Below are 25,535 nucleotides of genomic sequence, written 5' to 3' on the forward strand. Positions count from 1 at the left end.
TTAGTGTTTTTTATAATTCTAAATAGTCCATGCTACTTGAGTATTTTAAGAATCTCAAAAGTATTCTTTTTCTCTTGTATAACATTTTCTTGCTCGCTATAGTATGAATGTTTTTTTGTATTTTTACAAGTGCTTGTATCTTTTTTTGGTATTAAAGGTAGGTCTAAAAGTATCTCTTCTTTAATTACATCCTTTAGATCGATAATTGCACTTTTACATATAAAAGGTTCATGAAGACTACCTTCTACTAGTCTGTCATCCTCAGCAATTATTATAGTATTTGTTATGTCAAAATCATGGTCAAATACCTCTAAAGACTCTTGACAAATAAGTTGTAATGTGCTTTTGATTGAATATTTAATGCAAGCATGACTTTTTTCTTCAAAAAAAGAAAATGAGCATATAAATGTGTGAGGAGTAGCTATGATGAAATCAGAAATCTGGTCAAGCTGCTCAATAGTTATCTCAATATTTTTCAATTCTCTTTCTTGCTTGGCAAACATTGAGTAATTTATCTGACTATGCTTACCTTTCATCTTCACTATTACTGGGATATTTCGTTAGTAATAATTTTATTGTATATAGATTTCTTGTTTTATGAAAGACTCTATTGTATCATCATACTAGTTTTTTTAAAAAATAACAATCACGTAACTAAGGGTTAAATTACTAATGGCTTTATCTATTCCGCGCGAGTTTTCAAATGCTATAAGGTTTTTGTCTATTGATGCAACACTCAAGGCTAAATCAGGGCATCCTGGAATGCCGATGGGTATGGCTGATATTGCCACAGTGCTTTGGACAAGGTTTCTTAAGCACAATCCTAACAATCCATATTGGGTAAATAGAGATAGATTTGTTCTTTCAAATGGACACGGCTCAATGCTTTTATATTCTTTGTTACATCTAACTGGATACGATGTATCTATTGATGATATTAAAAAATTCAGACAGCTACATTCAAAAACTCCAGGACATCCTGAGTATGGCTATACCCCAGGAGTTGAAACTACAACTGGACCACTAGGTCAAGGAATGGCAAATGCTGTTGGTATGGCTTTAGGTGAAAAACTCTTATCTCAAAGATACAATACGACAGATTTAAAAGTTATAGATCATTACACTTATGTATTTTTAGGTGATGGATGTTTAATGGAGGGTATTTCGCATGAAGCATGCTCATTAGCAGGAACTTTAGGTCTAAACAAATTAGTAGCATTTTGGGATGATAATAATATTTCAATAGATGGTGATACTAGAGGTTGGTTTAGTGACAATACGCCTGGGAGATTTAGGGCTTATGGTTGGCATGTTATAGAAAATGTAGATGGTCATGATTTTGCTGCGATAGAAAAAGCTATAAATGAAGCTCACGCACAGCAGCAAAAGCCAACATTAATTTGTTGTAAAACTGTAATTGGTTTTGGCTCACCTGAGAAGGCTGGGACTGCTTCTGTGCATGGTTCACCTTTAAGTGAACAAGAAAGAGCTTCAGCTGCTAAAGAGCTTAACTGGAATTATCAAGCTTTTGAAATACCTCAAGATGTTTACAAATATTGGGATGCTAAGGAAAAAGGACAAGCTTTAGAGGCAAATTGGCAAAAGCAATGGAATTTATTCAAAGATAGCCCTAAGTTTAAAGAGTTTGAAAGAATTTTAAACAAAGAGTTACCTGTCGAATTAGAAGCCGCTATTAATGACTATATAGCTTCGCAATTAAGCAACACTATCAAAGTGGCAACACGTAAAGCTTCACAAATGGCACTTGAAGTCTTATGTAAGAATATGCCAGAGATGTTTGGTGGGTCAGCTGACTTGACAAGCTCAAATAATACTAAATGGAGTGGTTCAGTCTGGTTAAATAATACTGAAGAAGGTGCAAATTATCTTTCTTATGGTGTTAGAGAATTTGGTATGGCTGCAATAATGAATGGTCTAAGTTTATATGGTGGCATTAAACCTTATGGTGGTACATTCTTAGTATTTAGCGATTACTCAAGAAATGCTATAAGAATGTCAGCATTGATGAAGCTGCCTGTGGTACATGTTATGTCACATGACTCTATTGGTTTAGGTGAGGATGGACCAACACACCAGCCTATAGAACATATTCCAAGCTTAAGACTTATACCTAACCTTAATGTTTGGCGACCTGCTGATACGGTTGAGACAATGATAGCTTGGCATCAAGCGGTAAAATCAAAAGATACTCCAAGCGTAATGGTATTAACGCGTCAAAACTTAATGCCAATAGTGCAATCACAACATCAAGTTGCAAATATTGCTAAAGGTGGCTATCTAGTTAAACACTATGCTGACACTAAATTAACTCTTGTTGCGACAGGATCTGAAGTTGAGCTTGCTGTCAATGTGGCTAGTGAATTTGAAAAGAAAGGTATAAAGATAAATGTTGCTTCTATACCTTGTGTAGAAGTTTTTGCTGCTCAAACTAAAGAGTATAAAAAATCAGTAATAAAAGATGATATTCCCGCAGTTTTTGTTGAAATGGCACAACCTGATATATGGTATAAATATATGCCAAAAGCTGGAGGAGAAGTAAAAGGAATTTATAGATTTGGTGAGTCGGCACCAGCTGAAGATTTATTTAAGCATTTTGGATTTACTGTAGAAAATATTAGCAATATTGTTGCTAAGTATGTGTAATAAAAATTTCGCAAGATAATATCTTAAGGAGGGATAAATGAGAGTTGCAATTAACGGTTTCGGTAGAATTGGTCGTTTAGCATTTCGTCAAATGTTTGGTAAAGATAACATTGAGATTGTAGCGATTAATGATTTAACAAATCCAAAGATGTTAGCACACTTATTAAAATATGATTCTGCTCAAGGTAGATTTTCAAAATCATCTGTAACAGTAGCAAAAGAAAACTCTATAGTTGTAGATGGTAAAGATATTAAAATATATGCTGAAAAAGATGCAGTTAATTTACCTTGGGGTGAGTTAAATGTGGACCTTGTTCTAGAGTGTACAGGTTTCTATGTATCAAAAGCAAAATCACAAGCTCATATTGATGCTGGTGCTAAAAAAGTAGTTATTTCTGCTCCAGCTGGTAATGACCTACCAACTATAGTATTTGGTGTTAACCACGATATCCTAAATGCAGATGACAAGATTATATCTGCTGCTTCTTGTACAACTAACTGTCTGGCTCCTATGGCTAAAGGTCTTCATGATTTAGCAACAATTAAAAGTGGCTTTATGACAACTATTCATGCTTATACAGGTGACCAAAATACTCTAGATGCTCCTCATGCAAAAAATGACTTCCGTCGTGCAAGAGCAGCAGCTATAAATATAGTGCCTAACTCAACTGGGGCAGCTAAGGCTATTGGTCTAGTAATTCCAGAATTAGCTGGTAAATTAGATGGTGCTGCTCAACGTGTTCCTGTACCAACTGGATCGTTAACTGAGCTTATTGCTGTAGTATCTAAGAGTGTAACAGCTGAAGATGTTAACGCTGCGATGAAAGCTGCTGCAAATGAATCTTTTGGTTATACAGAAGAAGAGCTAGTGTCTAGTGATATCATAGGGATCTCTGAAGGTTCATTATTCGATGCAACTCAAACTAAAGTTACTTCACTAGGTGATAAATCTTTAGTTAAAGTGGTATCTTGGTATGACAATGAAATGTCTTATACAAATCAAATGGTTAGAGTAGTAGAGTACTTTGGAGCTCTATAAACACGATAGGTGATATAAATGAGTTTTTTAACATTAAAAGATGTTGATCTAAAAGATAAAAAAGTCTTGGTTCGAGTTGACTTCAATGTACCTATTAAAAGTGGTAGGGTAACAAATAAGGTTAGAATTGAGGCTGCTATTCCAACTATTCAATATATTTTAGATCAGGGTGGTGCTGTGATTTTAATGTCGCATCTTGGTCGCCCTACAGAGGGTGAATATGATCCTCAGTTTTCTCTAGAGCCAGTAGCAGAAGCTTTGACTCAAATTATTGATAAGCCGGTTAAGTTTGCTAAAGACTGGTTAGATGGTGTTGATGTTAAAGCTGGTGAAATAGTTATGTGTGAAAATGTACGCTTTAACAACGGTGAGAAAAAATCAGATAAAGATTTATCTAAAAAGATTGCTAGCTTAGGTGATGTTTTTGTGATGGATGCCTTTGCTACAGCACATAGAGCACAAGCTTCTACTTATGGGGTTGCTAAGTATATACCGTTAGCATGTGCTGGTATATTATTAACTAATGAAATTCAAGCGCTAGAAAAAGCTTTGAAATCGCCTGAAAAACCAATGGCGGCAATAGTTGGAGGATCTAAAGTCTCAACTAAGCTATCAGTGCTATATAATCTTCTTGATAAGGTTGAGATTCTTATCGTTGGTGGTGGTATTGCTAATACTTTTATAAAAGCAGAAGGTTATAATGTTGGTAATTCATTATATGAACAAGACCTTGTAGCTGAAGCAAGAGATATATTAGCTAAAGCTAAAACTCTAGCAGTTAATATTCCTATGCCAGTTGATATAAGAGTAGCTAAAGAGTTTAGTAAAAATGCACAAGCAATCATTAAAAAAATATCTGATATTACTGCTGATGAGATGATTTTAGATATAGGTCCAGAATCTGAAAAAGAAATTATTGAACTACTAAAATCAGCAAATACTATCTTATGGAATGGTCCTATTGGAGTATTTGAGTTTGATAATTTTGCCGCAGGAACAAAAGCTTTATCTTTGGCTATAGCACAGTCGGTTGCTTTTTCAGTAGCTGGTGGTGGTGATACTATTGCCGCGATAGAAAAATTTGGCATCAAAGATCAAGTTTCTTATATATCAACAGCTGGTGGGGCGTTCCTAGAATTTTTTGAAGGTAAAAAATTACCAGCTGTAGAGATACTTAAAGAAAAAGCAACTAGGTAATTTAGGATAATTATATGAGAAGAACAAAAATTTTAGCTACTCTTGGTCCTGCAAGTGAATCAAGAGAAGCTATAACAGAAATGATTAAATCAGGTGTTAATGCAGTCAGATGTAATTTCTCGCATGGCTCTGCTGAAGATCATCGTAAGCGAATAGAGATGATTCGTCAGATTGCTAAAGAGCAAGATACTTATGTTGGTATTTTAGCTGATCTACAGGGACCAAAAATTAGATTATCAAAATTTAAAAATGGCTGTGTAGAGATTAAAAAGGGTCAAAAGTTTACGCTTGATGCTGAACTTGGCGTTGGTGATGGTGATGAGAATGCTGTAGGCATTGACTATAAAGAGCTTATTCAAGATGTGAAAAAAGGCGATATACTACTTGTAGATGATGGCAAAATTGTCTTAGAGGTCGACTCTGTAAAAGGAAATAAAGCAGTCACTAAAGTTGTCATTGGTGGTAAAGTTTCTAATAATAAAGGTATTAATAAGAAAGGCGGTGGACTTACAGCGCCTGCACTTACTGAGAAAGATAAAGAGGATATAAAAATAGCAGCGATGCTACAAGTGGATTTCTTAGCAGTATCATTTGTTAGGGATGGTAAGGATATGGAATATGCACGTCAACTTGTCCACGAAGCTGGCTGGAGACCTGCAATGGTGGCTAAAATTGAGCGAGCAGAGGCTGTATTAGAAGATAATCTTAATAGTATTGTTGATGCTTCTGACCTTTTGATGGTGGCGCGTGGTGATTTGGCTGTTGAAATTGGTGATGAGAATGTGCCAACTGTACAGAAGCTTATTATTAGTACAGCTAGAAGAAATGAAAAAGGTTCTATTACGGCTACACAAATGATGGAGTCGATGATAGAGAACTCTTCACCAACTCGTGCTGAGGCATCTGATGTTGCTAATGCTGTATTTGATGGTACAGATGCTGTGATGCTATCAGCTGAAACAGCAGTAGGTAAATACCCTGTTGAGACAGTTTCTGCAATGTCAAGGATATGTGAATCAGCAGAGAAAAGTAAGTATACACATGTTTCTAAAAAGCAAAAGATAGCTGACTGTGATAGGATTGATCATGCTGTATCTGTTGCAGCAGTTAAAATTGCCAATGATATTGGTGCTAAAGGATTAATCGTATTGACAGAAGGTGGTAATACTTCACGTTGGATGTCACGTATCAATACTGATTTACCTATCTATGCATTATCACGAAATACTACAACTTTAGGTGCTATGACTTTGTTTAGAGGAGTGGTTCCAATATACTTTGACTCAACTAGGATGTCTAAATTATATGTAAATAGATCAGCATCTATGGAGTTAGAGGACAGAAAGTTGGCTAAAAATGGTGATATTTTTGTCCTTACTAGTGGCGATAGTATGGGTGTTCATGGAAGTACTAATAAGATTAAAGTAATAATTGCAGGTCAGGTAAGATAAGGAGATAATAATGGCTTTAGTTTCATTACGTCAACTATTGGATCATGCTGCTGAGCATGGTTATGGATTACCAGCTTTTAATGTTAATAACCTTGAGCAGGTTAGGGCTGTTATGGAAGCTGCAGATGAGGTTAACTCACCGGTTATTTTACAAGGTTCTGCTGGAGCAAGAAAGTATGCAGGTTCATCTTTTATTAGACATCTAGTTTTAGCTGCGATAGAAGAATATCCATATATACCAGTATGTATGCACCAAGATCATGGTACATCTCCATCAGTTTGTCAAAGATCTATACAATTAGGCTTTTCATCTGTAATGATGGATGGTTCTTTAAAATCAGATGGAAAGACTCCATCGGATTACGAGTACAATGTTAATGTTACAAAAAATGTAGCTGAGATGGCTCATGCTTGTGGGGTATCAGTTGAAGGTGAGCTAGGTTGTCTTGGTTCATTAGAAACATGGCAAGCTGGGGAAGAAGATGGTGTAGGTGCTGAAGGTACTTTATCTATGGATCAGTTACTTACTGACCCTGAAGAAGCAGCTGATTTTGTCAGAAAAACTAAAGTTGATGCTTTGGCTATAGCTATTGGTACTTCTCATGGTGCTTACAAGTTTACTAAACCACCTACAGGTGATGTGTTATCTATCAGAAGAGTAAAAGAAATTCATGCACGAATCCCTCATACTCATTTAGTAATGCATGGCTCATCTTCTGTGCCACAGGACTGGCTAGAAGTTATTAATACTTATGGTGGAGATATGGGAGAGACTTATGGCGTGCCGGTAGAGGAAATCGTCGAGGCTATTAAGTATGGTGTGCGTAAAGTAAATATTGATACAGACCTTCGTATGGCAGCTACTGGCGCTGTGAGAAGATTCTTGGCTGAGAATCCAGCTGAGTTTGATCCACGCAAATATAATGCCGTTGCTAAAGCTGCGATGTCAGAAATTTGCAAAGCTAGATATGAAGCATTTGGGAGTGCTGGCATGGCTAGTAAGATTAAGCCTATTTCACTTGAGACAATGTTACAATACTATGAGAATGGTGAACTAGATCCTGTTGTTAAGTAAATTTTATTTTAAATATTATTGTGACTAAATCGATAAATGATATATATAAATTATAGAGTTATGAATCAAATAGCTAAAACCTCTTCTCTTGTTAAGGATTTTTTTAATAATCACTTAACTTTCTAAGCTTGTTCATCTGTTGGATGTTTAAGAATAAAGGAGTTATTTCCGTTAGACTTGTAATGTCTGTAAGTTCAGTTGTATTATGATTTAGATCATAAAAAAATCTTTTTCACTTTTCCAAAACTTATCTTATTGTATTAAAATCATCTACTTTGGAAAACCGGCGGCTAGCGCAAGCAGCATGAATATTTAGATAAAACCCCAATTTTTATATTTTTTACATGCTAAATGAGTGTAGGAGTCATTCCATCCATTGGTGTTCCTTTTAGAGTTTATCCAAAATGAGTATTCTTTTTCTATTGCTGGTAGATATTTTTCTATAGCAGATATGTTAAGCTCTTGATATAGGATATTCACGATAAAATAAAGTAAAGGAGGTTGAGAGCGTGTTAGATAATATTTTATGTTAGCATTTGGTAAGAAGAGTATATAAGGTATGCAAAGTTATCAGCAATATCTTTAATCGTTTGAATATTGCCATCTACTCTTAAACCTTCACAAGTGAAGTAGCAGTCCAAGTAATAGACTTCTTTGAATCTACCTCATGGTATTATATAAAGTTTTAGTAAAGGTATAAGAGAGCTTAAAGAGTTCTACTTGTCAGATGACTGGTGTAAAAATTCAACATTTGTCTGATGTATTGTGGTAGTGATATTACTTTGTAAATTCTCAGGTTAGCTACTAAGAACATTTGAACATAATGTAGGATATATTGGTGCCGTAAAAAAACAGTCATCGGAAATAGTAGCGCTATAAGTATTGCTATAATACTGTCTGATTCATCAGAGTTTATAAGTTTAGATAGTTGAAGTGTTGATATTATTAGTATTGCACAGTATATAAGTTATATAATAATTTTTCTAGTCAATTTTTCTTCTCATAATAAAACCAAAAGTAATTCTAACAGTAGTAATACTCAAAGCAAAAACACTTACCATAAAGACACTAGTTGATGTAGAAAGATATTAAGCACTCTGGTATTAAATGTTGAAAGCCATGACTGTACCCTTGTTCTATAAAAGAGATAAAAAAATACGCTAACGATAAATAGCATAACTATAGGTAGTTTTATAAGCTTGAGCATACTTAGTGTATCAGTAAGGAAATTAGAGTGTTTAGTTATTTGTACTGCTTGATTCATCAATCTTAGTAAATAAAAGCAAAACAAATGCCACAAAACATAAACTAGCTAGTAGTCAGTATGTGCCAATCCAGTTACTAAAAAGTATAAATATACTAAAAACAAAAAAGCATAAAAATACTACACCCTATTTGAAAGAAACCTTCTAACAATCTCATTAAACTAGCATGTGTTTTTGAATCATATGTAATGAAACTTAATAGTTGAATATACAGAAACTTTGATAAGAGCAAAAGCTACCCATATAACCTACCACCATAAACCTGCCTAATAGTTATCTTGGCAGTTAGAAAGCTATCTAAGCTAGCCATAGCAATACAATCTGTAGCAATAATTGCTAATCAGGAAGCATCGCGTTTTTATAACCAAGTCTTGTAATGAATGAACAAATAGCGAATGAAACGATTGCTATTGTTAGATCTTTGTAAGCCTCAAGAATACTTGCTTGAACTTAGGTTACTTGATATTGAGTAAACGATTGTAATATCACGATACCAACAACTAATTAAGCAAAATAGCACTAACTAATAAAGAAGATGATGAAAAGTGAAAGTTTTAGTTGTAAGTACCTCATATATACTAATAAAGAAATTGTTTCTAATTTTAGGATAAACAAAGTTATATACATAACAAGTTTTAAGGATTGGTTTAGAACTTTTTTAGTATAAAATATACATTATGATATGCTTAAAGACTAGGTATTTGATATGAGTGAGTATAAATATTGTTTAGGAATCATGTCTGGAACATCCCTAGATGGAATAGATGTTGCTTTGTGTAAGATTAGAGGTAGTGGATTAGATATTGATGTTAAATTGATAGATTTTCAAACATATCCGTATTCTGCCAAATTATTATATGATATTAAGCAATCTTTAGATTTATCAACAAGTAATGCTCAGTTATTATGTAGTCTTAATTTTAAACTTGGTATTGAATATGCAAATGCAGTAAAAAAACTAGTAGCAGCCAATAGCTTGAATTTAAAAGATATAGCGTTTATAGCAAGTCATGGCCAAACAATTTATCATCAAGCAAATAGTGATGAACAGTTTGTTAAATCATCATTACAGTTAGGAGACGCTGCGACAATTGCTTATGAATGTCAAACAATCGTAGTATCAAATTTTCGTGCTGGTGATATTGCTGCTGGAGGTAATGGTGCGCCACTTGTTCCTTATGTAGATTACATATTATATAGAGACAAAAATAAATCACGGGCTTTTCATAATATAGGTGGGATAGCAAACACGACAATTATTCGAAAAAATGCAAATATCGATGATATCTATGCTTTTGATACAGGTCCTGGAAACATGATGATAAATAGAGCTATGGAAGTATTATTTAACAGAAATTATGACAAAGATGGTGATATTGCTGCAGCTGGAATAGTTATTGTAGATATGTTACAGGAGCTTTTGGATAATTCATATCTAAAGCAGGAACCCCCTAAATCAACAGGCCGAGAACTTTTTGGAATCGAGTTTACAGATAAGATTATAGCTAAATATAAGCAAAATAGACCTGAGGATATAGTTCATACCTTGACAATGTTTACAGCAAAAAGTATTGCAGTAGCTTATCATGATTTTGTTTTTAACAAACAAAAATTAGATCAAATAATATTTACTGGCGGTGGTGCTTATAATAAGTTTTTGATAAAAACAATTTCTAATTTACTTGATGTGGAAGTTTTAACATTTGAAGATCTTGGTGAGAATAGTAATGCTAAGGAAGCCATAGCATTTGCTGTGCTAGGAAATGAGACCCTTCACCAAAACTATAATAATGTTCCAGTAGCAACTGGTGCTAAAAATAATGTCATATTGGGGCAAATTAATTTATATAAATAGTCATTTTAAATTATATTTTTTTTGGTTGAGTATAAAAAAATCTTAGGAAATTTACATGTGTTTGCAATGTTTATTATGGTTAAAAATGCACCTCATTAGGTGTTAGCTAATTTAAAGATTTTTTGGTCTATTATTCAATTTTGTAACTTTTTTAGATATTTGTGTGAAATATTATTAAAGTCAGTTCCTTTTGGAATAAATTGTCTAATGTATCTATTAATATTTTCATCCTACCTCTTTGCCAAGGACCATATAGGTCAGTAAAGAAAACTTTGATACCTATCTTATTTTATGTTTAGCAAATTATTTTACAATTATCAAATGTCGCTGTGTGCATCTTATATACGTTAGATACTTTGTATAATAGGCTATTAATTGAGTTTGCTATCCTATTAGTATATTTACTCAATGGTAAACTACTCTATATTGTTAACAATATCTGACTTTGGGATATATTTACTCTATTCTTTATTTTGCCTTGCTTTGAGACACTTTCTTTTCTGTAATTATATCGCTTACCTTTGAAAAACAATAAATACCTAAGATTAGATTTATCTCATGAAATTATAGATAGCCTTATGAGTAATGTTTATGATGCCTTTATACTTTAGTCTATCACATATCAGTTCAGGTGATATTTTTTTTAAAGTAGCGATTAATAAGTTTATTAATGTAATAGTTATATTATTATCATCTGGTGATCTATGACTTTTATATAGCTTATGTGTTATTTCAGCATCATATACTTTACCTATAGTATTTCTACTAATTTCATTTATAACTGTAGTTTTGCTATATGAAATATTTTTTACTATTTTTGATTCGTCCGTATCCTAAAGTATAAAGTAGGTTTTCTATACAATATCTATCTAAAAGAGTTTAAATGTTGATATAATATATTTATTCCTTATACTTTATTTAGTATTCTTTAAAACCTAATAAACTATATTTGGAATACTCTTTCAGCTATTTATAAACTTTCAGACTACAATCTAAGAAAGACTGTTGATATAAATCTATAAAATTTCTAATCTCACAGTATTAGGATGTACTTTTTAGTAAAAATTAATATGAACTTGTGTTTTTTATGTTTATATCTGCCATTTTTAGCAGGTATAGATATTATTTATCATAACTAAATCATCATACTGACTGCTTTTAACATGTTTAAATAGCATGTTTTAATAATGCTTGAGGCTTATACTTTGACAGTAGAAAAGTAGCTTGTAAAATTAAATCTTCTTTAAAATCTACCAAAGTATTGCTCAATCTTATATCTAATTTTAAACATAAGAATATCCTTAACTTTATGTCTTTTCGTTATTGGTTTGTTTCTAACAGCTTTTCGCAATATATGATCTTTGATATTTCTACTTTTATATATTATCAGCGGTATCATATGACTTATCAGCTAACTCTCTATCACTTAAACTATACCATTGAACTAATAGTAGTAATCTAAATATCATCACACTATCAAAAACAAAGGTCTACCTTGTCTAGATACCTTTAAGTATTTTTCTAAACTTATTAAAACTTATTTAGCTTAACAAATTTATTATCTTAGCCCATAATCTTTCTTCTAAACCTAAAAAGAAAAAATCCATAACAATAAATATCTTTCATATCTATATTTTATAAATTTTGATAAAAATAACCAAAATTAAGTCAATTGTCTCAAACAATCAGACTAGACTAGTTAAAATCATGAAAAACCATCGTGTAGAGTTGAAATATATTACTTTTGCAGAGTTCATAGTTAGTTTTTTCAGAATGAAGAGTGTATTCTATCGGATAAACCTATAGTATACATTCTCGTATAGCTTCACAGTATATTTTCAAAATTAGTATATGATTTTCAAATCCTTGTTTTTTCATTTCAATAATAATATTTCTTATGTGATGTTCAATTTGAATATAATTTGTAAAAGTCATAGCATTATTAGGATCAATTTTTTTATAATAAGCATTTGCATTATTAATTTGCTTTAAAATATTAGAAATATCGATTTTTTTCTGTAACCCTATAAACTGAACATTATCTCTGATAATATCAAAGTCAAAATTATTTATTATATGAAATATGCATTCAATATAGTTTAATCTTTTGTTATTTTTTATATCATCTAACTTTTTAAATTCATATGCTGGCAAATATTTATTAAATGGTATAATAGTGTAAAAAATTTCATACTCATGAGATTTTGGAAAATCAATTTTTTCTTTATACAATTCTGTAGAGAACTTAAAAAAATTAACACCAAAATGAGCTAATTCTTGATTACGATTTTGAAAAATAGATAATGTTCCCTTGATTTTTACACACATTTTTAAAAGTTTTGCCTTTATTTTATTATCTAAATTTATCATATGAACCAAGTCACTATCTAGGTAACTATGGATAACTTGATATTCATCTAATAAATTTAATTTTACTATAGAAGACTTGGTTAATATAGGAGGAGCTGAAAATGGGAAACAATAAATTTTACAATTACCTATTAATTCTTTTTGATTTAATACACCAAACTTGAAGCACAAATAACATACTTGCGCTAATGCTCCACCAAGACTATGACCTGTTATACTAATAGAACTTATAGCTTTGTACTCATCTTTTATAACTTGAATAATACATTTAATATTTTCCACTGTTGTTGCAAAAGCTTTTGCAAAACCATAAGAAATGTCTATGCCTTTTATTGATGTAAAGATTTTTTTATAAACATTTAAGAAATCTTCTATTTTCAAATTCCATTTTGTATTAAAAATTTCCATATCCGTTACCCAATCAGCATTACCATTAGAGAATAATAAAGCTTTTATCAGAGCTGATACAGGATCACCACTTCGACTACCTCTAAATGAAATCGTTAAATTCTTAGTTTTACGATGAAAAGATATGTATCCAAGAATAGACTTCTGATTTTGGTTTGGATTATTTTTTGCAGCACCTGTAAGACCAGTGAAAGCATATATTTCTAAAACCCCATTATCATTTAAAATATTCTTATTCATTTGAAATTCATCATCAATTATACTAACAAAAGCAATCTGATTTTCTTTAAAATAGAGTGGAAGTCCATATACTTTGATTTGATTATTAACCATGTAAACATGATTTTGTAATAAATCAATCGATGAAATAAAGTTATACTCCATGAAGTCTATATTTGAATGTTTATTACTTCTGTCATTAATTATATGTAAATGCTTTAGAATATCTTTTCTATTTTCAACTTTTGTATAAAAAGGATCTAGAGGATTGTGCAAACTAGATGCAAACAACTTATAAGCCATTAATGAATGATCAATGTGTTTTTTATATAAATAAGATAGTTTTTTATCTTCAAAATTAATTTTACCACTTGACATAGTCAAATATTTTCTTAATATTGTGCGCATAGAAGAAGGGTGATTATTACCTGAATTAAGAATTTTGGTTATTTTTTCTACTGAATATTTCGGAGTAAATCTAATATCATTATTAATTTGTTTGATAAATTCGACAGAAATCGATGAACTAAAATAAGATTTTTTTTTATTTTTTAGAGAAAGTATAGTTTCGATATGATCATAATATCCGCAAAGCAATAAACGCATAACAATTTCTTTAAGTAAATCTGCTCGTTCAATACCAGCTGAGCCATGGTGATGTATCAGCTGAGGATTTATTAAAGACGCTTTTGATTTACTTTTATATTCTTCTATACCTTGGATAAAAAATTTGTACATTTATTAAACTCAAATGTTTGTATACGAAATAATAAAATTATATCTAACTATTTCAGTTTAATGAATAAAAAATCAAAATTTAATTGTAAATATGACTTCAATTTTTATTGTATAGCTAGCACTTTTTTATTTGGTTAAGGTAAATTTTTGTGCATGGCCTATTTATATATTTATATTATTATGATGGACTTTATCATCTAAACGAAATAAAAGTGCTAGCTAAGCATAGAAAGCCAGGAAAGCTTAGCAAGTTTTGTCAAATCTGGAGAATACTCTTTCTAAAACGTTTAATTTTAAAAAATAAATTCTATATAGACAATTGACTTAATTTTGGTTATTTTTATCAAAATTTATAAAATATAGATATGAAAGATATTTATTGTTATGGATTTTTTCTTTTTAGGTTTAGAAGAAAGATTATGGGCTAAGATAATAAATTTGTTAAGCTAAATAAGTTTTAATAAGTTTAGAAAAATACTTAAAGGTATCTAGACAAGGTAGACCTTTGTTTTTGATAGTGTGATGATATTTAGATTACTACTATTAGTTCAATGGTATAGTTTAAGTGATAGAGAGTTAGCTGATAAGTCATATGATACCGCTGATAATATATAAAAGTAGAAATATCAAAGATCATATATTGCGAAAAGCTGTTAGAAACAAACCAATAACGAAAAGACATAAAGTTAAGGATATTCTTATGTTTAAAATTAGATATAAGATTGAGCAATACTTTGGTAGATTTTAAAGAAGATTTAATTTTACAAGCTACTTTTCTACTGTCAAAGTATAAGCCTCAAGCATTATTAAAACATGCTATTTAAACATGTTAAAAGCAGTCAGTATGATGATTTAGTTATGATAAATAATATCTATACCTGCTAAAAATGGCAGATATAAACATAAAAAACACAAGTTCATATTAATTTTTACTAAAAAGTACATCCTAATACTGTGAGATTAGAAATTTTATAGATTTATATCAATAGTCTTTGAGATGTCTTTCTTTATAGTAGATACCAATGAATATTATAATTCTTTGTATAATTGCCTCTAACTAGTATAACTGGTTCATTTTGATTATCACTAAGAAATTTAAGATTTTCTTAAGAAAAGTATGCTTTGTCCGCATTGAGTTTGTAAGACCATTTAACAATTCTTTCGTGTGTAATATTATGAGTATTACTTTAAGTAAGTATGAATTTTAGTAGAGAAAGCCTCCAACATTTTGTCCCAGAGTATGGACCTCATTTCCATTAATTTCATAGCTATTGGCACATACATGAGCTTTTATGATCAACGAATCTAGCATAACTTGTTGTCAATCAGCATCTGAAACGTGAGTCATAAGATCATTACAAATACTTTGCCAATTCTTGTAGTGCTTAAAGCTAGACCTGTTATATACATAGACTTCGTGATATAAAGCCGCTGTATTCCTGTCTTTAAACATAAACAAAGATTCTAAGTCTGGACTGATTTTTTGTATATAATCCCTTTTATGATTGTAAAAATTATAATATAGTTGATCAATTAGAGTCAAATATATGGTATTTCAACAGCACCTCATGTAATAATTTTTCGAAAACCATGATTTAACTATATGTTATGCTTTTTTTAAAAAATTCGTTCTTGGAAACTAATAAAAAATCATTATTTATAAAAAAAATGGTTGTTTCATGATTATTATTAAAATAGAATTGACAATAGAAGGTATCAAAGAAAGGAAGTAAAATGTCAAAAAATAATATTCCAAGTTCAAGGTTGATGATAAATTATGAAACTAATGTCGATGGTGTTCTAAAGAAAAAAGAATTGCCATATAGAGTTTTAGTTGTAGGAGATTTATCAAAGGGGAGATCTATAGATGCAAAGGTAGAGTTTACTGATAGGGAGGTAAGAAGAGTAAAAAACGGTGTTGATAGAGTGCTTGAAGACATGAACATATCTTTTGATTTTGAAGTTCCAAATTTTGTTTCAAAAGATCCTAGTAATCTAAAAGTTAATTATAGAATACAGGGTATGAAAGATTTTAGACCTGATGCAGTTGCAAAAAAGGTTCCAGAGATCAGAGCACTATTAGAAATGAAAGAAATACTGGCTTCTTTTGCTAAAGATATTGAAAATAATAGAAATCTAAAAAAAGTTATCGATATGATCTTCTCTGATAATAATGAGTTAGAAGCTTTAAAAAAGAAAATTCCAGCATTAACTAACTATACTATAAAAGATTCTAGTGACTTTATTGATGTTGATTCTCAGGAGTCTAAATAACTCGGAACAAGTAAAAATAAATAACCAAGGAGTATACATGTCAGAGAATAAATTAAGTCTTGCAGAAGAGCTTCTAAATAATTTTGGCGGATCAGCTGAAGTTGAGAATGTATTAAAGAGTATTGATTTTGATGTTTCAGATGATGCTTCTAAAGTATTATCATTGTCTAGTGACTACAATGCTAGGAATCTTATGGCATTGTCATTAGTATTAGCTAATAATCAAGGTATAAGTAACTACAATCAAAAATATATTCAAAAAGTTATTACAGTTATTGATAAACTAATAGATGTGCAAGTTAATGCAATTATCTCAAACGATGAGTTCAAAGCTCTTGAGCAAGAGTGGTTAAAAGTCCAAGAAGTTTGTAAAGAAGATTACAGTAATGTTGAAGTAAGCATTCTTGATGTTAAGAAGGAAGAGTTGCAGTATGATTTCGAAAGAAATTTATATGATATATCGAGTAGTGACTTTTTCAAGAAGGTATATGTATCAGAATTTGATCAATATGGTGGAGAACCATATGGTTCCATATTAGGACTTTATAACTTTGATAATACAACTAATGACATAATGTGGTTGACTGGTATGGGTATGGTTGCTAAAAATTCACATGCACCTTTCATAGCATCAATTGATAAATCATTTTTTGGTGTTAAGGATATTTCTGAGATAACTCAAATAAAAAGTTTTGAAACTTTGTTAGAACATCCAAGATACAAAGAGTGGAATGATTTTAGAAATCTTGATGTAGCTGCTTATATTGGTTTAACAGTTGGTGATTTTATGTTGCGCCAACCTTACAATCCTGAGAATAATCCTGTTCAGTATAAGCTTATGGAAGGTTTTAATGAGTTTGTCAATTACGAGGATAACAATAGTTATTTATGGGGACCATCTTCTATACAGCTAATTAAAAATATAATGAGATCTTATGATAAGACAAGATGGTTTCAGTATGTTAGAGGTGTCGAAAGTGGTGGATATGTCAGAAATCTAGTTTCTTGTGTTTATGATAACAAGGGAGTTTTAGAGACAAGGTCACCTGTGAATGTTTTATTTGCTGATTATATGGAGCTTTCATTAGCAAATATTGGGTTGATTCCATTTGTGGGTGAAAAAGGTACAAGTAATGCTTGTTTCTTCAGTGTCAATTCGGTTAAAAAAGTAGAAGAATTTGTTGATGATTTTGATTCAGCAAATTCAAGGCTAATAGCTAACCTTTCTTATACTATGTGCATATCGAGAATATCTCATTACATAAAATGTGTAATTAGAGATAAGATAGGTAGTGTGGTGGGAACTGAACAAATTCAAAGTATTCTTTCTGATTGGATATCAGAATTTGTAACCACTGTATACCAGCCAACACCTCTAGAAATGGCAAGATATCCATTTAGAAATGTGTCTATTGAAGTTAAGACTATACCAGGCAAGCCGGGATGGTATTCATGTAAAATAAATGTAATACCACATATCCAGTTTGAAGGTATGGGTACTTCAATGACAATAGATACAAGGCTCGAACCAGAGTTATTTGGTTCTAATAAATAATAAATAAGGAGAATGATTATGAGTGAAATGATAACTAGACAACAAGTAACAAGTGGTGAAAGTATTAATGTAATTACTGATGCTACAGCATGTATAGGTTCTCACCCAGAACGTAGATTGTTTGTAGATTCACTAAGTATAGCAGGTGAATCTTTTGATAAAAATCTTGTTGCTATAGAAGGGGGGGATGATGTCACAAAAGCAGACTCAGCAACTGCAGCAGCTAGCGTTATAAGATTAGATATAACACCAGGTTCTATAAATCCTACAATTAGTATTGTTTTTGGGGCTTTAATTAAATCTAGTTTTAGGGTTAAGCTTCAAGAGAAAGTTTCAAGCATATTGAAAGCTGGAGCAACAGATGTGAAAATAAAGCTTGGCAACTCTAATAAAAAACAAGAATACAAAACTGATGATGCATGGGGTATAATGATAGATCTATCTGGATTGGAATTATATCCAATAAGTGCGGAAGCGTTTAGTATTAACATAGAACCTACAGAGCTTATGGGTGTTTCAAAAGATGGTATGCGTTATCATATTATCTCTATTGAAGGTCTTACAACAACAAAAGGGAGTTTACCTGTATGTTGTGCAGCTAGCACAGATAAAGGTGTTGCTAAGATAGGATATATTGCCACTTCTTAATCTTATTGCTACTTCAATAAAAGAGGTATTATAAATGTTATTGGAGAGAATATATTGGGAAGATGGTTTATTATTAGACAGTGATATTTTAGATAGATCAAATTTAGCTATTCTAGAAAGTTCAGCTTTTTCAAATTATCTTCCATTTAACCTTAATAGGGGAATAATTACTTTTGATATAGATACAGAGAGTTTAAATTCAGGTCTTATTCTTGTAAAAGATTTGAAATTATATTTGCAAGATAAAAAAATTATTTTCTTCAATAAAAAATATCCGTTATCTTTGCAAGTTTCTCTTGATCAAATTTCCGAAGAAATTCCTTTATTTTTAAATGTTAGAGAGAAAGTATTAGAAGAAAAAGGTTTTAAATATATCTATAATCAGTTATCACTTTCTTTAGAATATGACCATAGCATGAAGTATAGTACGCAGATAGCTCTATTTCTATTAGATAACGGTAGATTGGTTGCTAAAGATTATGATTTCCCATTACTGACTTTGGATCACTATTTGATGAATGATGTTTTTGTAAGATTAAATAGATTAGTATCTGAGTTGAAAGCTTTTAACCGATTTGTATTTTCTACTTCGAGGTCATATGCTGCAATTCTACTTACTTTTTTGATAAATAAATTCGAGAAAGATTTGGAGTTTGCTGAGTTTAATCGACTAAATAGTTGTCCTAAACAAATATTTGACCTTCTTCACGATATTTATAGTTTAATTGGATCTAATTTAGATAACATTGAAGATTTTGAAAATATTATATTTGATTTTCAAAAACCTATCATTAAGCTTCGTATTTTAGTTGATAAAGTACTTGCTCTTTGTGAATATAAAAGAATTAATAATTTCGTTAAATTTGAATTACATGGTCAGAAATATATTTGTGATAACTTTCCCGAAGAGTTTTTTGTTGCGACAAAGTACTATATTATCGTTAAGAAGAAAGCATCCGTGTTGTCATCTAGTGTCAAATTTAATAATAAAAATGCTTTAAGAATTACAAGCATAAGTAGAAATAAGAATATTGTAACGTTATCCCTTTCAGGAGTTAGACTTTTAGATGTTGAACATTCAATGATTAACTTTACATTTAAAATTGATAATATTGATGCAATATATGAAATACAGAAAGGATCAGAATTGGATTTTATAATTGCTGATAGAAGTGCTACTTTTTCTGCTTTTGAAGAAAGTAAAAACTTTGATTTTTATATTGCATTTTACTGATTAAATGTAAATTTATTAATATAGTTGAAGTTTATGTAATTAGTTGTAGGCGAGTTTCATTATATTGTTCATTTATTTAGTTTCAGTAGGTCTATGTATTTGATCATTTTACTAAAATAAAAGGGTATTAAAGGTAATTTAACAAATTTATTATCTGAGCCTAATCTTTCTTCTAAACCTAGAAAAAATCCATAAGAATAAATATATTTCATATCTATATTTTATAAATTTTAATAAAAATAACCAAAATTAAATCAATTGTCTTTCTTATATAGAATTTCTTTTCTAAAATTAAACATTTATCCAAATACTGTACTTTCTTTTAAAAATCTTCTGAAAGTAGCAGTCTGTAACTCAAGAGATAGTCTTGCTTGTATGTCTAGTCTATCATATGACTTGATAATCTAGTATTTGTTTTTTGAGTTTATGGAATGCTACATTTCATAAAATTCTATTTCATAGGAGATTATCTGCTATTATAGAATTCTGTATAAACATTACCTAAAGAATACATTATTAACAAACAGTGAATGTTCGTTTTATTGCTGTCTCTGGATTGATTTGGTCCATCATTAAGAACAAAATTATAGCTACATGACTTATATTACATCATTTGTAAATAATCATCATTATAAAAAAGGCTACATAAATTATACACAATAGTATTATCTTAATAGACTATCTATGATTTTATATTTTCAAATAAATACCAGTAAATTTATTGTATAAATCTAAAAAATTCTATCTTGATTATTTATAGCTAATCTGATAATTTTTTGTAAAAGACACAAAATAAACATATATACATCATATAGGAAGAGCTTAACTATGAAGCATAACATTCTGTGAAGCTTATATTATAGTAATTTTCTTCTCATAATAAGGAGGAGTCCAGCCATAAGTTATTCGTTCAATATTTATATCTAAAAAATTGCCTTCGTTATAATTCTTTTGACAAGTTTTATTATTTTCATTTATTAGAATACTTCCTTCATCATCTGATAAATACAATTGTGAAGATACAAACCAATTATAAGTAGCTTTTGAATGGTATGTTTCATATTTATCATTTTTAAATAGACTTAAGCATAAATCTATAACTTCTGGAAGAGTATTTTTTTTATCATATTTATAGGAAATTGTTAAATCTTTAACTGATTCTCCAGTAATTGTGACAGATAAATAATAATTAATACGACTAAGTGGTTCTCTAATTAATTCAGTCATATAAATACAATTATTATCACTCTCATCTTTACATGGTTTTATATTAGTTGGGCATATATCATCTAAGTTTAGCAAAATAGTAGCATCTTGCCGAGAGCTATTTTTTAATTCAAATTCACCGGCTGTTATTACATTACTAAATCCTGATTGACCGATATTGAATACTAGTAAAATTAATAATGATAATTTAAATATTTTTTTACTCATAAATTGTAATCCTTAACCTATTTTGATATTTTTTCAAAAAAGTCTGCTCTATATAGTTCACTTATTTTTTTATATGTTTTTTCAATAGCTATTAGCTTAGTATGAAATACTTTATATATATCACCATTTAGATTTTTATTTTTATAAATAAATAAATCATCAATCAATTTATTTATTAATTTATATTCAGGCTTTCTTAATATGTCATAAAGTAAAGAAGAGGTATTAGTAGTTTTTGATTTTAAAAGTATCCTGTGATGAACGGATATTACTATTAGATTCATAAGAATTTGATAAAAATTTAATTCGTTTTCTCTATTTTCAATTTGTTTATTAATCATATTTCTTTTATATTCACTACACCCAGATTTTAGTTGTTTAACTAACTTCATTATTAAAGTATTACTCCCAATATAATCATTGCATAAGAATGAGTTTTGAATATAAAAAATAGATTCAAACCAAGCGCTAAAATTAATTTCACTTTTATAATCATTGTTTTTATGGCTATGAATATATAACTGTAGAGCTTTTAATTTAAATTGTTGTCCTTCATATTGAAATAATATTATTGGTAAACGGCATATTATTAAATTTAAAGTATTATCATTAATCGTTTTATTATATATATTAAGAATAATTAGAAATCTATCTACCACTGCTTTGGAAGCTTTACTAAGAGCAATTTTAAGATTTTTTTTAAAGTTTAGTTCAGTTGGTAAATAATAGTGCGTATTTATTGAAGGATAATTGATAATTTTACTATCAATCATTAAGAAACTTATATTTCTACCATAATATAATTGCATTAATCTAATATAATATAAGGCATCGATAAAAGTATTAGACAATTCTTGTGTCTCTAAGTCATCTAATACGGAAAAACATGATATAGCTTGATGTGATAGACCGACCCAGACTTCATAGTTAGTACTAGATAAGCTTTTACCAAAATCTTTAACTATATCTTCTTTTTGTTTGTCAAAGCTAATATATTTATATGATGTTATAATATCTTTAGCCACTTTTTTAAAATCATCTTTATTGTTAAGCAACTCAGGTGATAATCTGTATATTTTAGAGTCTGAATTAGGAGTTGCAAAGCTATACTTTTGGTCGTGCAGGTCTATTAAATAGTTTCCTAATCTATCTTTTATTTTATAAAATGTTGTGATTCTATTTTTAACGAAAAAATCATTAAAATATCCATAACAATATCTTGTATTTTGTTTTTTTGCATATACAATACCGTTTTCATTTTCTTCTTTCTTATTTTTTTCTTTATAAACAGCATCAAATTTGCTATCTTTAAAATTATATTTTATATAATCTATATTCTTTTTATCTGTAGAGTATAAATTAAAATCTCTTTCAACCTGTCTGTTATGAGATGAAGTGTATTTTACCCTAGTGTCATACATTCTACCTTGCGCTACAAAAGTTTTGTATTGATTAATTGTTGCATATGTATTATAATTCACCACTTTTTGTTCTTTACCGTTTTCTATAAAACCTCTTCCTGTCTCGGCTTTTTTCTTGCGAGAATATTGTTCTAATAATGTAGAGTGTCTTTCACTGTGCGTTGATAGTAAACCATATAAAGATCCTTCTGAAAGTGAACTGTACAAACAGTTAAAGTTATATAAGTCTTCATATATATCGGATAATGTAGTTACTCTGTTTATATAGGCGTCCTTTAAAATTTTCGAATTTGGTTTCAAACTATCTTCATAGCTTTTGACCAAAGATTTAAACTTATCATTTTTAGATAATCCAAATACTGGTCTAGCAAAAAAATCAGCGATATTAAACATAGGATACTTTTTATCTTTAGAATTTAGTAGGTAAGTATTCGAAGACATTAGTATCTCATCTACAGTATGATCGACACTATGTGCCATGAAAATACAGTAAAGGTATGTCATATATAACATTTGATCTTCATCAAGTACTATATTACCATTTTTTACTGTAGTTGCCATTCCAAGGAGTAATGCCTGAGTCATCGCCTGGTCTAAGTTTCCAGATATACCTACTTTAAAATCAAGATTATATAGTTGAGCTACGTTTAACATAGCTTTTCGTAGGCCAATTTCACTTTCATTTGTTAAATTAAGACTAAATAACGACATTCCATTGTCAATTGAGTGATCTTTTGGTTTGTTAACAGACTTTGGCATAATATTTTTTTCTTTTTCAGAGTATTTATTATGCAACTTTTCAGGTGAGTCATATAATTCAAATTCCATTTTATTAGAAACATTTGCGTTTGATCTTATCAAAGCAGTTGTTGAAGCAAATGCGCCATATCTAAAAACTACTGGTATATAACTTGGTTTAATTTGTGATGATGTTTGTTTTAAAAGTTTAACGACCTCAAGATCCATAAAACTCTTTATATATTTCTCATGTGATTTATTTAAATTATTTAAATAAGGGTTTTTAAGCAAACTTTTACTTTCTACTTTATCAGAATACCAGTCTATAAATTGATCATCTTCGATTACAGAACTCAAGAAACCTGGAAGATAGCATACTATAAACAATTTATTTCTTATATCAGCAAAATACGCTTCTTTTGAGGTTCTACGTTTACCAGTTTCCAGCATACAATTATAGTACGTAAGAGGATTGCTTCCTAAATACCCATAAGGTACTAGATAATTTTTAGTTGAACATAAAAATGCATTTATATAACTAAGAACTCTAAATTTTGGATCTTCTAAAATTTTTGAGAGGTTACTTGCATGTTTCTCTCTTTCTTTATCTGTAACAAAAAGATTATACTTATTTTTATACTTTTCTATACTTAACATTTTTTTTGGATCTTTTTTATAATTTTTTGTATAAACTTCATACTGCTTTTGAAGATTTATAGTATTAATTTTCGGATTAATATTTTCTTCATCTATAAGATCACATAAAGCTTTTGCCTCTTCAATGTCTAATCCATGAAATGTTTCACCAAGCCAAACAATACTGGTGATTTTTCTTGTATCATTTACCAATTGATTTTGAATATCTTTATTTAATAGTCCAGCTTTTAATAATTTACTATATTCAGGTTTGACTGATTTAATACCTTTTTCTATTTCATAAACCGAGTAAACTGCTATTAAATAGAGGTGCCTCACAACTAGTGTGTCTAAAAAAGTCATTAATTTCTCAAGTAATACTTCGTTTTCATACCAAGCATCAGATATCACATAATTGATTATATCATTTTTAATTTTCTCATTATTTTCAATTGCTAGTGAATTAAATAAGTTACTCTTTTTTGTATTTTGTAGTGTTGGAGCTGCTTTTATAGCTTTTGAGAAAAAATCATCATTTGAACTTATTTCAAAGTCTTTTAATTTGGATACCTTTTCCAAATCTTTTTGTATATTTAACAAATCTTCTTCTAAAGGAATATTAATTTTATTTTCTTGCATATCTGATTTTATCCAGAATGGTTCTGGAATTTTTGCCACTAATTCTCTTGCATTCTCCTGATCTATATTATTGAAAAATTCTGGTGTATGATAAATATATAAAAAATCAGAATGGTATGCTAGATGTATGATGTTTTGGTTGCAATAAGTTATTGATGGCATAAAGGATGTAAATTTATGATTAACCCAAGCTTTATCATCTGTATGAACTGCTACAAAATCAACCAATCCCCATAGTTTCTTAAAATCAAAAATAACACTTTTATGTCCAAAAGAGGTGAATTTAGTTTTGTGAATCAGTGTGTCTAAAGAAAAAATTGCGATTATAAAAGAATCTTTTTCCTGTCTAATAGATCTTATTTTGTCCATTGCAATTTTTGAAGGATAAATAACTCTCAATCTCCAAATATTTAATAAATAATTTTCACCAAATTTTAATAGATATACTTTCTTTTTTTTGTCATTACTTATTTTGAGCGCTTTAATATCTTCTTTACTTAGCTTAAAGTCTGCTGAGTTAGTAGGTAATTCTATTTTCTCATAATAGATCCTTAACTTTTTTGTATATTTGTCACTCATGTTCATATCTCCTTTTTATTTTTTTATTTATTAGGTATCTTACATATAAATTTTAATTTTTAAAAATATCTACTATTACTAGTATATAATTAGTTC

General features: G+C 29.7%; 16 protein-coding genes and 1 pseudogene. 10 read left to right on the forward strand and 7 right to left on the reverse strand.

The features are described 5' to 3' along the window. Window positions 1-32 precede the first annotated feature (32 nt). Entirely contained in the window at window positions 33-536 is a 504-nt protein-coding gene (locus FSC845_RS04070) for a YceD family protein (protein ID WP_064460832.1), read from the reverse strand. A gap of 136 nt (window positions 537-672) precedes the next feature. Between FSC845_RS04070 and tkt the strand changes: the two genes are divergently transcribed. Genes tkt through fba form a run of 5 tightly spaced genes read left to right on the forward strand, consistent with a single transcriptional unit; the run spans window position 673 to window position 7,426 of the window. Beyond that, window positions 673-2,664 (forward strand): transketolase, encoded by a 1,992-nt coding sequence (gene tkt, locus FSC845_RS04075; RefSeq protein ID WP_064460833.1) that lies wholly within the window; start codon window positions 673-675, stop codon window positions 2,662-2,664. Between the two features lie 37 nt (window positions 2,665-2,701). Continuing rightward, on the forward strand, window positions 2,702-3,703 hold the full coding sequence (gap, locus tag FSC845_RS04080) for a type I glyceraldehyde-3-phosphate dehydrogenase (protein WP_064460834.1): 1,002 nt from the start codon (window positions 2,702-2,704) through the stop codon (window positions 3,701-3,703). An 18-nt stretch (window positions 3,704-3,721) separates the two neighbouring features. Continuing rightward, a complete protein-coding gene (locus FSC845_RS04085) occupies window positions 3,722-4,900 on the forward strand; it encodes a phosphoglycerate kinase (RefSeq protein ID WP_064460835.1) in 1,179 nt (392 codons plus the stop codon). A 14-nt stretch (window positions 4,901-4,914) separates the two neighbouring features. Continuing rightward, a complete protein-coding gene (gene pyk, locus FSC845_RS04090) occupies window positions 4,915-6,351 on the forward strand; it encodes a pyruvate kinase (protein WP_064460836.1) in 1,437 nt (478 codons plus the stop codon). A gap of 10 nt (window positions 6,352-6,361) precedes the next feature. Then, window positions 6,362-7,426 carry a class II fructose-bisphosphate aldolase gene (gene fba / locus FSC845_RS04095; protein WP_064460837.1) on the forward strand — a complete coding sequence of 355 codons (1,065 nt, stop codon included), beginning with the start codon at window positions 6,362-6,364 and terminating at the stop codon, window positions 7,424-7,426. Window positions 7,427-7,738: 312 nt separating this feature from the next. Here fba and FSC845_RS08855 read toward each other — a convergent pair whose 3' ends face one another. Then, window positions 7,739-7,987 (reverse strand): trehalase family glycosidase, encoded by a 249-nt coding sequence (locus FSC845_RS08855; protein ID WP_322786751.1) that lies wholly within the window; start codon window positions 7,985-7,987, stop codon window positions 7,739-7,741. After that, window positions 7,951-8,067 (reverse strand): alpha,alpha-trehalase, encoded by a 117-nt coding sequence (locus FSC845_RS10055; RefSeq protein ID WP_250635901.1) that lies wholly within the window; start codon window positions 8,065-8,067, stop codon window positions 7,951-7,953. Before FSC845_RS10055 ends, FSC845_RS08855 begins: the two co-directional genes overlap by 37 nt. Window positions 8,068-9,397: 1,330 nt before the next feature. Between FSC845_RS10055 and anmK the strand changes: the two genes are divergently transcribed. After that, window positions 9,398-10,546, forward strand: a complete 1,149-nt coding sequence (anmK, locus tag FSC845_RS04100) for an anhydro-N-acetylmuramic acid kinase AnmK (protein ID WP_064460838.1) — start codon at window positions 9,398-9,400, stop codon at window positions 10,544-10,546. 106 nt (window positions 10,547-10,652) lie between these two features. Here anmK and FSC845_RS10215 read toward each other — a convergent pair. After that, window positions 10,653-11,404: pseudogene (locus tag FSC845_RS10215) on the reverse strand (IS30 family transposase). Window positions 11,405-12,346: 942 nt separating this feature from the next. Then, entirely contained in the window at window positions 12,347-14,281 is a 1,935-nt protein-coding gene (locus tag FSC845_RS04105; protein WP_064460839.1) for a lipase family protein, read from the reverse strand. A 1,734-nt stretch (window positions 14,282-16,015) separates the two neighbouring features. On the opposite strand from FSC845_RS04105, the gene tssB reads away from it, so the two are divergent. Genes tssB through tssK form a run of 4 tightly spaced genes read left to right on the forward strand, consistent with a single transcriptional unit; the run spans window position 16,016 to window position 19,992 of the window. After that, a complete protein-coding gene (tssB, locus tag FSC845_RS04110) occupies window positions 16,016-16,555 on the forward strand; it encodes a type VI secretion system contractile sheath small subunit (RefSeq protein WP_064460840.1) in 540 nt (179 codons plus the stop codon). 37 nt (window positions 16,556-16,592) lie between these two features. Continuing rightward, entirely contained in the window at window positions 16,593-18,110 is a 1,518-nt protein-coding gene (gene tssC / locus FSC845_RS04115; RefSeq protein ID WP_064460841.1) for a type VI secretion system contractile sheath large subunit, read from the forward strand. An 18-nt stretch (window positions 18,111-18,128) separates the two neighbouring features. Next, a complete protein-coding gene (gene iglC / locus FSC845_RS04120; RefSeq protein WP_064460842.1) occupies window positions 18,129-18,758 on the forward strand; it encodes a type VI secretion system tube protein IglC in 630 nt (209 codons plus the stop codon). A gap of 34 nt (window positions 18,759-18,792) precedes the next feature. Next, window positions 18,793-19,992, forward strand: coding sequence for a type VI secretion system baseplate subunit TssK (gene tssK / locus FSC845_RS04125; RefSeq protein WP_064460843.1), 1,200 nt, complete (start codon window positions 18,793-18,795; stop codon window positions 19,990-19,992). A gap of 852 nt (window positions 19,993-20,844) precedes the next feature. Here the strand turns inward: tssK and pdpE are convergent. Next, on the reverse strand, window positions 20,845-21,426 hold the full coding sequence (pdpE, locus tag FSC845_RS04130; RefSeq protein ID WP_064460844.1) for a type VI secretion system protein PdpE: 582 nt from the start codon (window positions 21,424-21,426) through the stop codon (window positions 20,845-20,847). A 17-nt stretch (window positions 21,427-21,443) separates the two neighbouring features. Then, entirely contained in the window at window positions 21,444-25,439 is a 3,996-nt protein-coding gene (locus FSC845_RS04135; protein ID WP_064460845.1) for a hypothetical protein, read from the reverse strand. Window positions 25,440-25,535: the final 96 nt, after the last annotated feature.

It is taken from the genome of Francisella persica ATCC VR-331 (genome assembly GCF_001653955.1).
Classification (GTDB): Bacteria; Pseudomonadota; Gammaproteobacteria; order Francisellales; family Francisellaceae; genus Francisella; species Francisella persica.

Coding starts and splice junctions, on each gene's coding strand:
- FSC845_RS04135 (WP_064460845.1), bottom strand. CDS start 25,439: ATGAGTGACAAATATACAAAAAAGTTAAGGATCTATTATGAGAAAATA.
- pyk (WP_064460836.1), top strand. CDS start 4,915: ATGAGAAGAACAAAAATTTTAGCTACTCTTGGTCCTGCAAGTGAATCA.
- gap (WP_064460834.1), top strand. CDS start 2,702: ATGAGAGTTGCAATTAACGGTTTCGGTAGAATTGGTCGTTTAGCATTT.
- FSC845_RS04085 (WP_064460835.1), top strand. CDS start 3,722: ATGAGTTTTTTAACATTAAAAGATGTTGATCTAAAAGATAAAAAAGTC.
- pdpE (WP_064460844.1), bottom strand. CDS start 21,426: ATGAGTAAAAAAATATTTAAATTATCATTATTAATTTTACTAGTATTC.
- FSC845_RS04070 (WP_064460832.1), bottom strand. CDS start 536: ATGAAAGGTAAGCATAGTCAGATAAATTACTCAATGTTTGCCAAGCAA.
- tssC (WP_064460841.1), top strand. CDS start 16,593: ATGTCAGAGAATAAATTAAGTCTTGCAGAAGAGCTTCTAAATAATTTT.
- anmK (WP_064460838.1), top strand. CDS start 9,398: ATGAGTGAGTATAAATATTGTTTAGGAATCATGTCTGGAACATCCCTA.
- iglC (WP_064460842.1), top strand. CDS start 18,129: ATGAGTGAAATGATAACTAGACAACAAGTAACAAGTGGTGAAAGTATT.
- tssB (WP_064460840.1), top strand. CDS start 16,016: ATGTCAAAAAATAATATTCCAAGTTCAAGGTTGATGATAAATTATGAA.
- FSC845_RS04105 (WP_064460839.1), bottom strand. CDS start 14,281: ATGTACAAATTTTTTATCCAAGGTATAGAAGAATATAAAAGTAAATCA.
- tssK (WP_064460843.1), top strand. CDS start 18,793: ATGTTATTGGAGAGAATATATTGGGAAGATGGTTTATTATTAGACAGT.
- tkt (WP_064460833.1), top strand. CDS start 673: ATGGCTTTATCTATTCCGCGCGAGTTTTCAAATGCTATAAGGTTTTTG.
- fba (WP_064460837.1), top strand. CDS start 6,362: ATGGCTTTAGTTTCATTACGTCAACTATTGGATCATGCTGCTGAGCAT.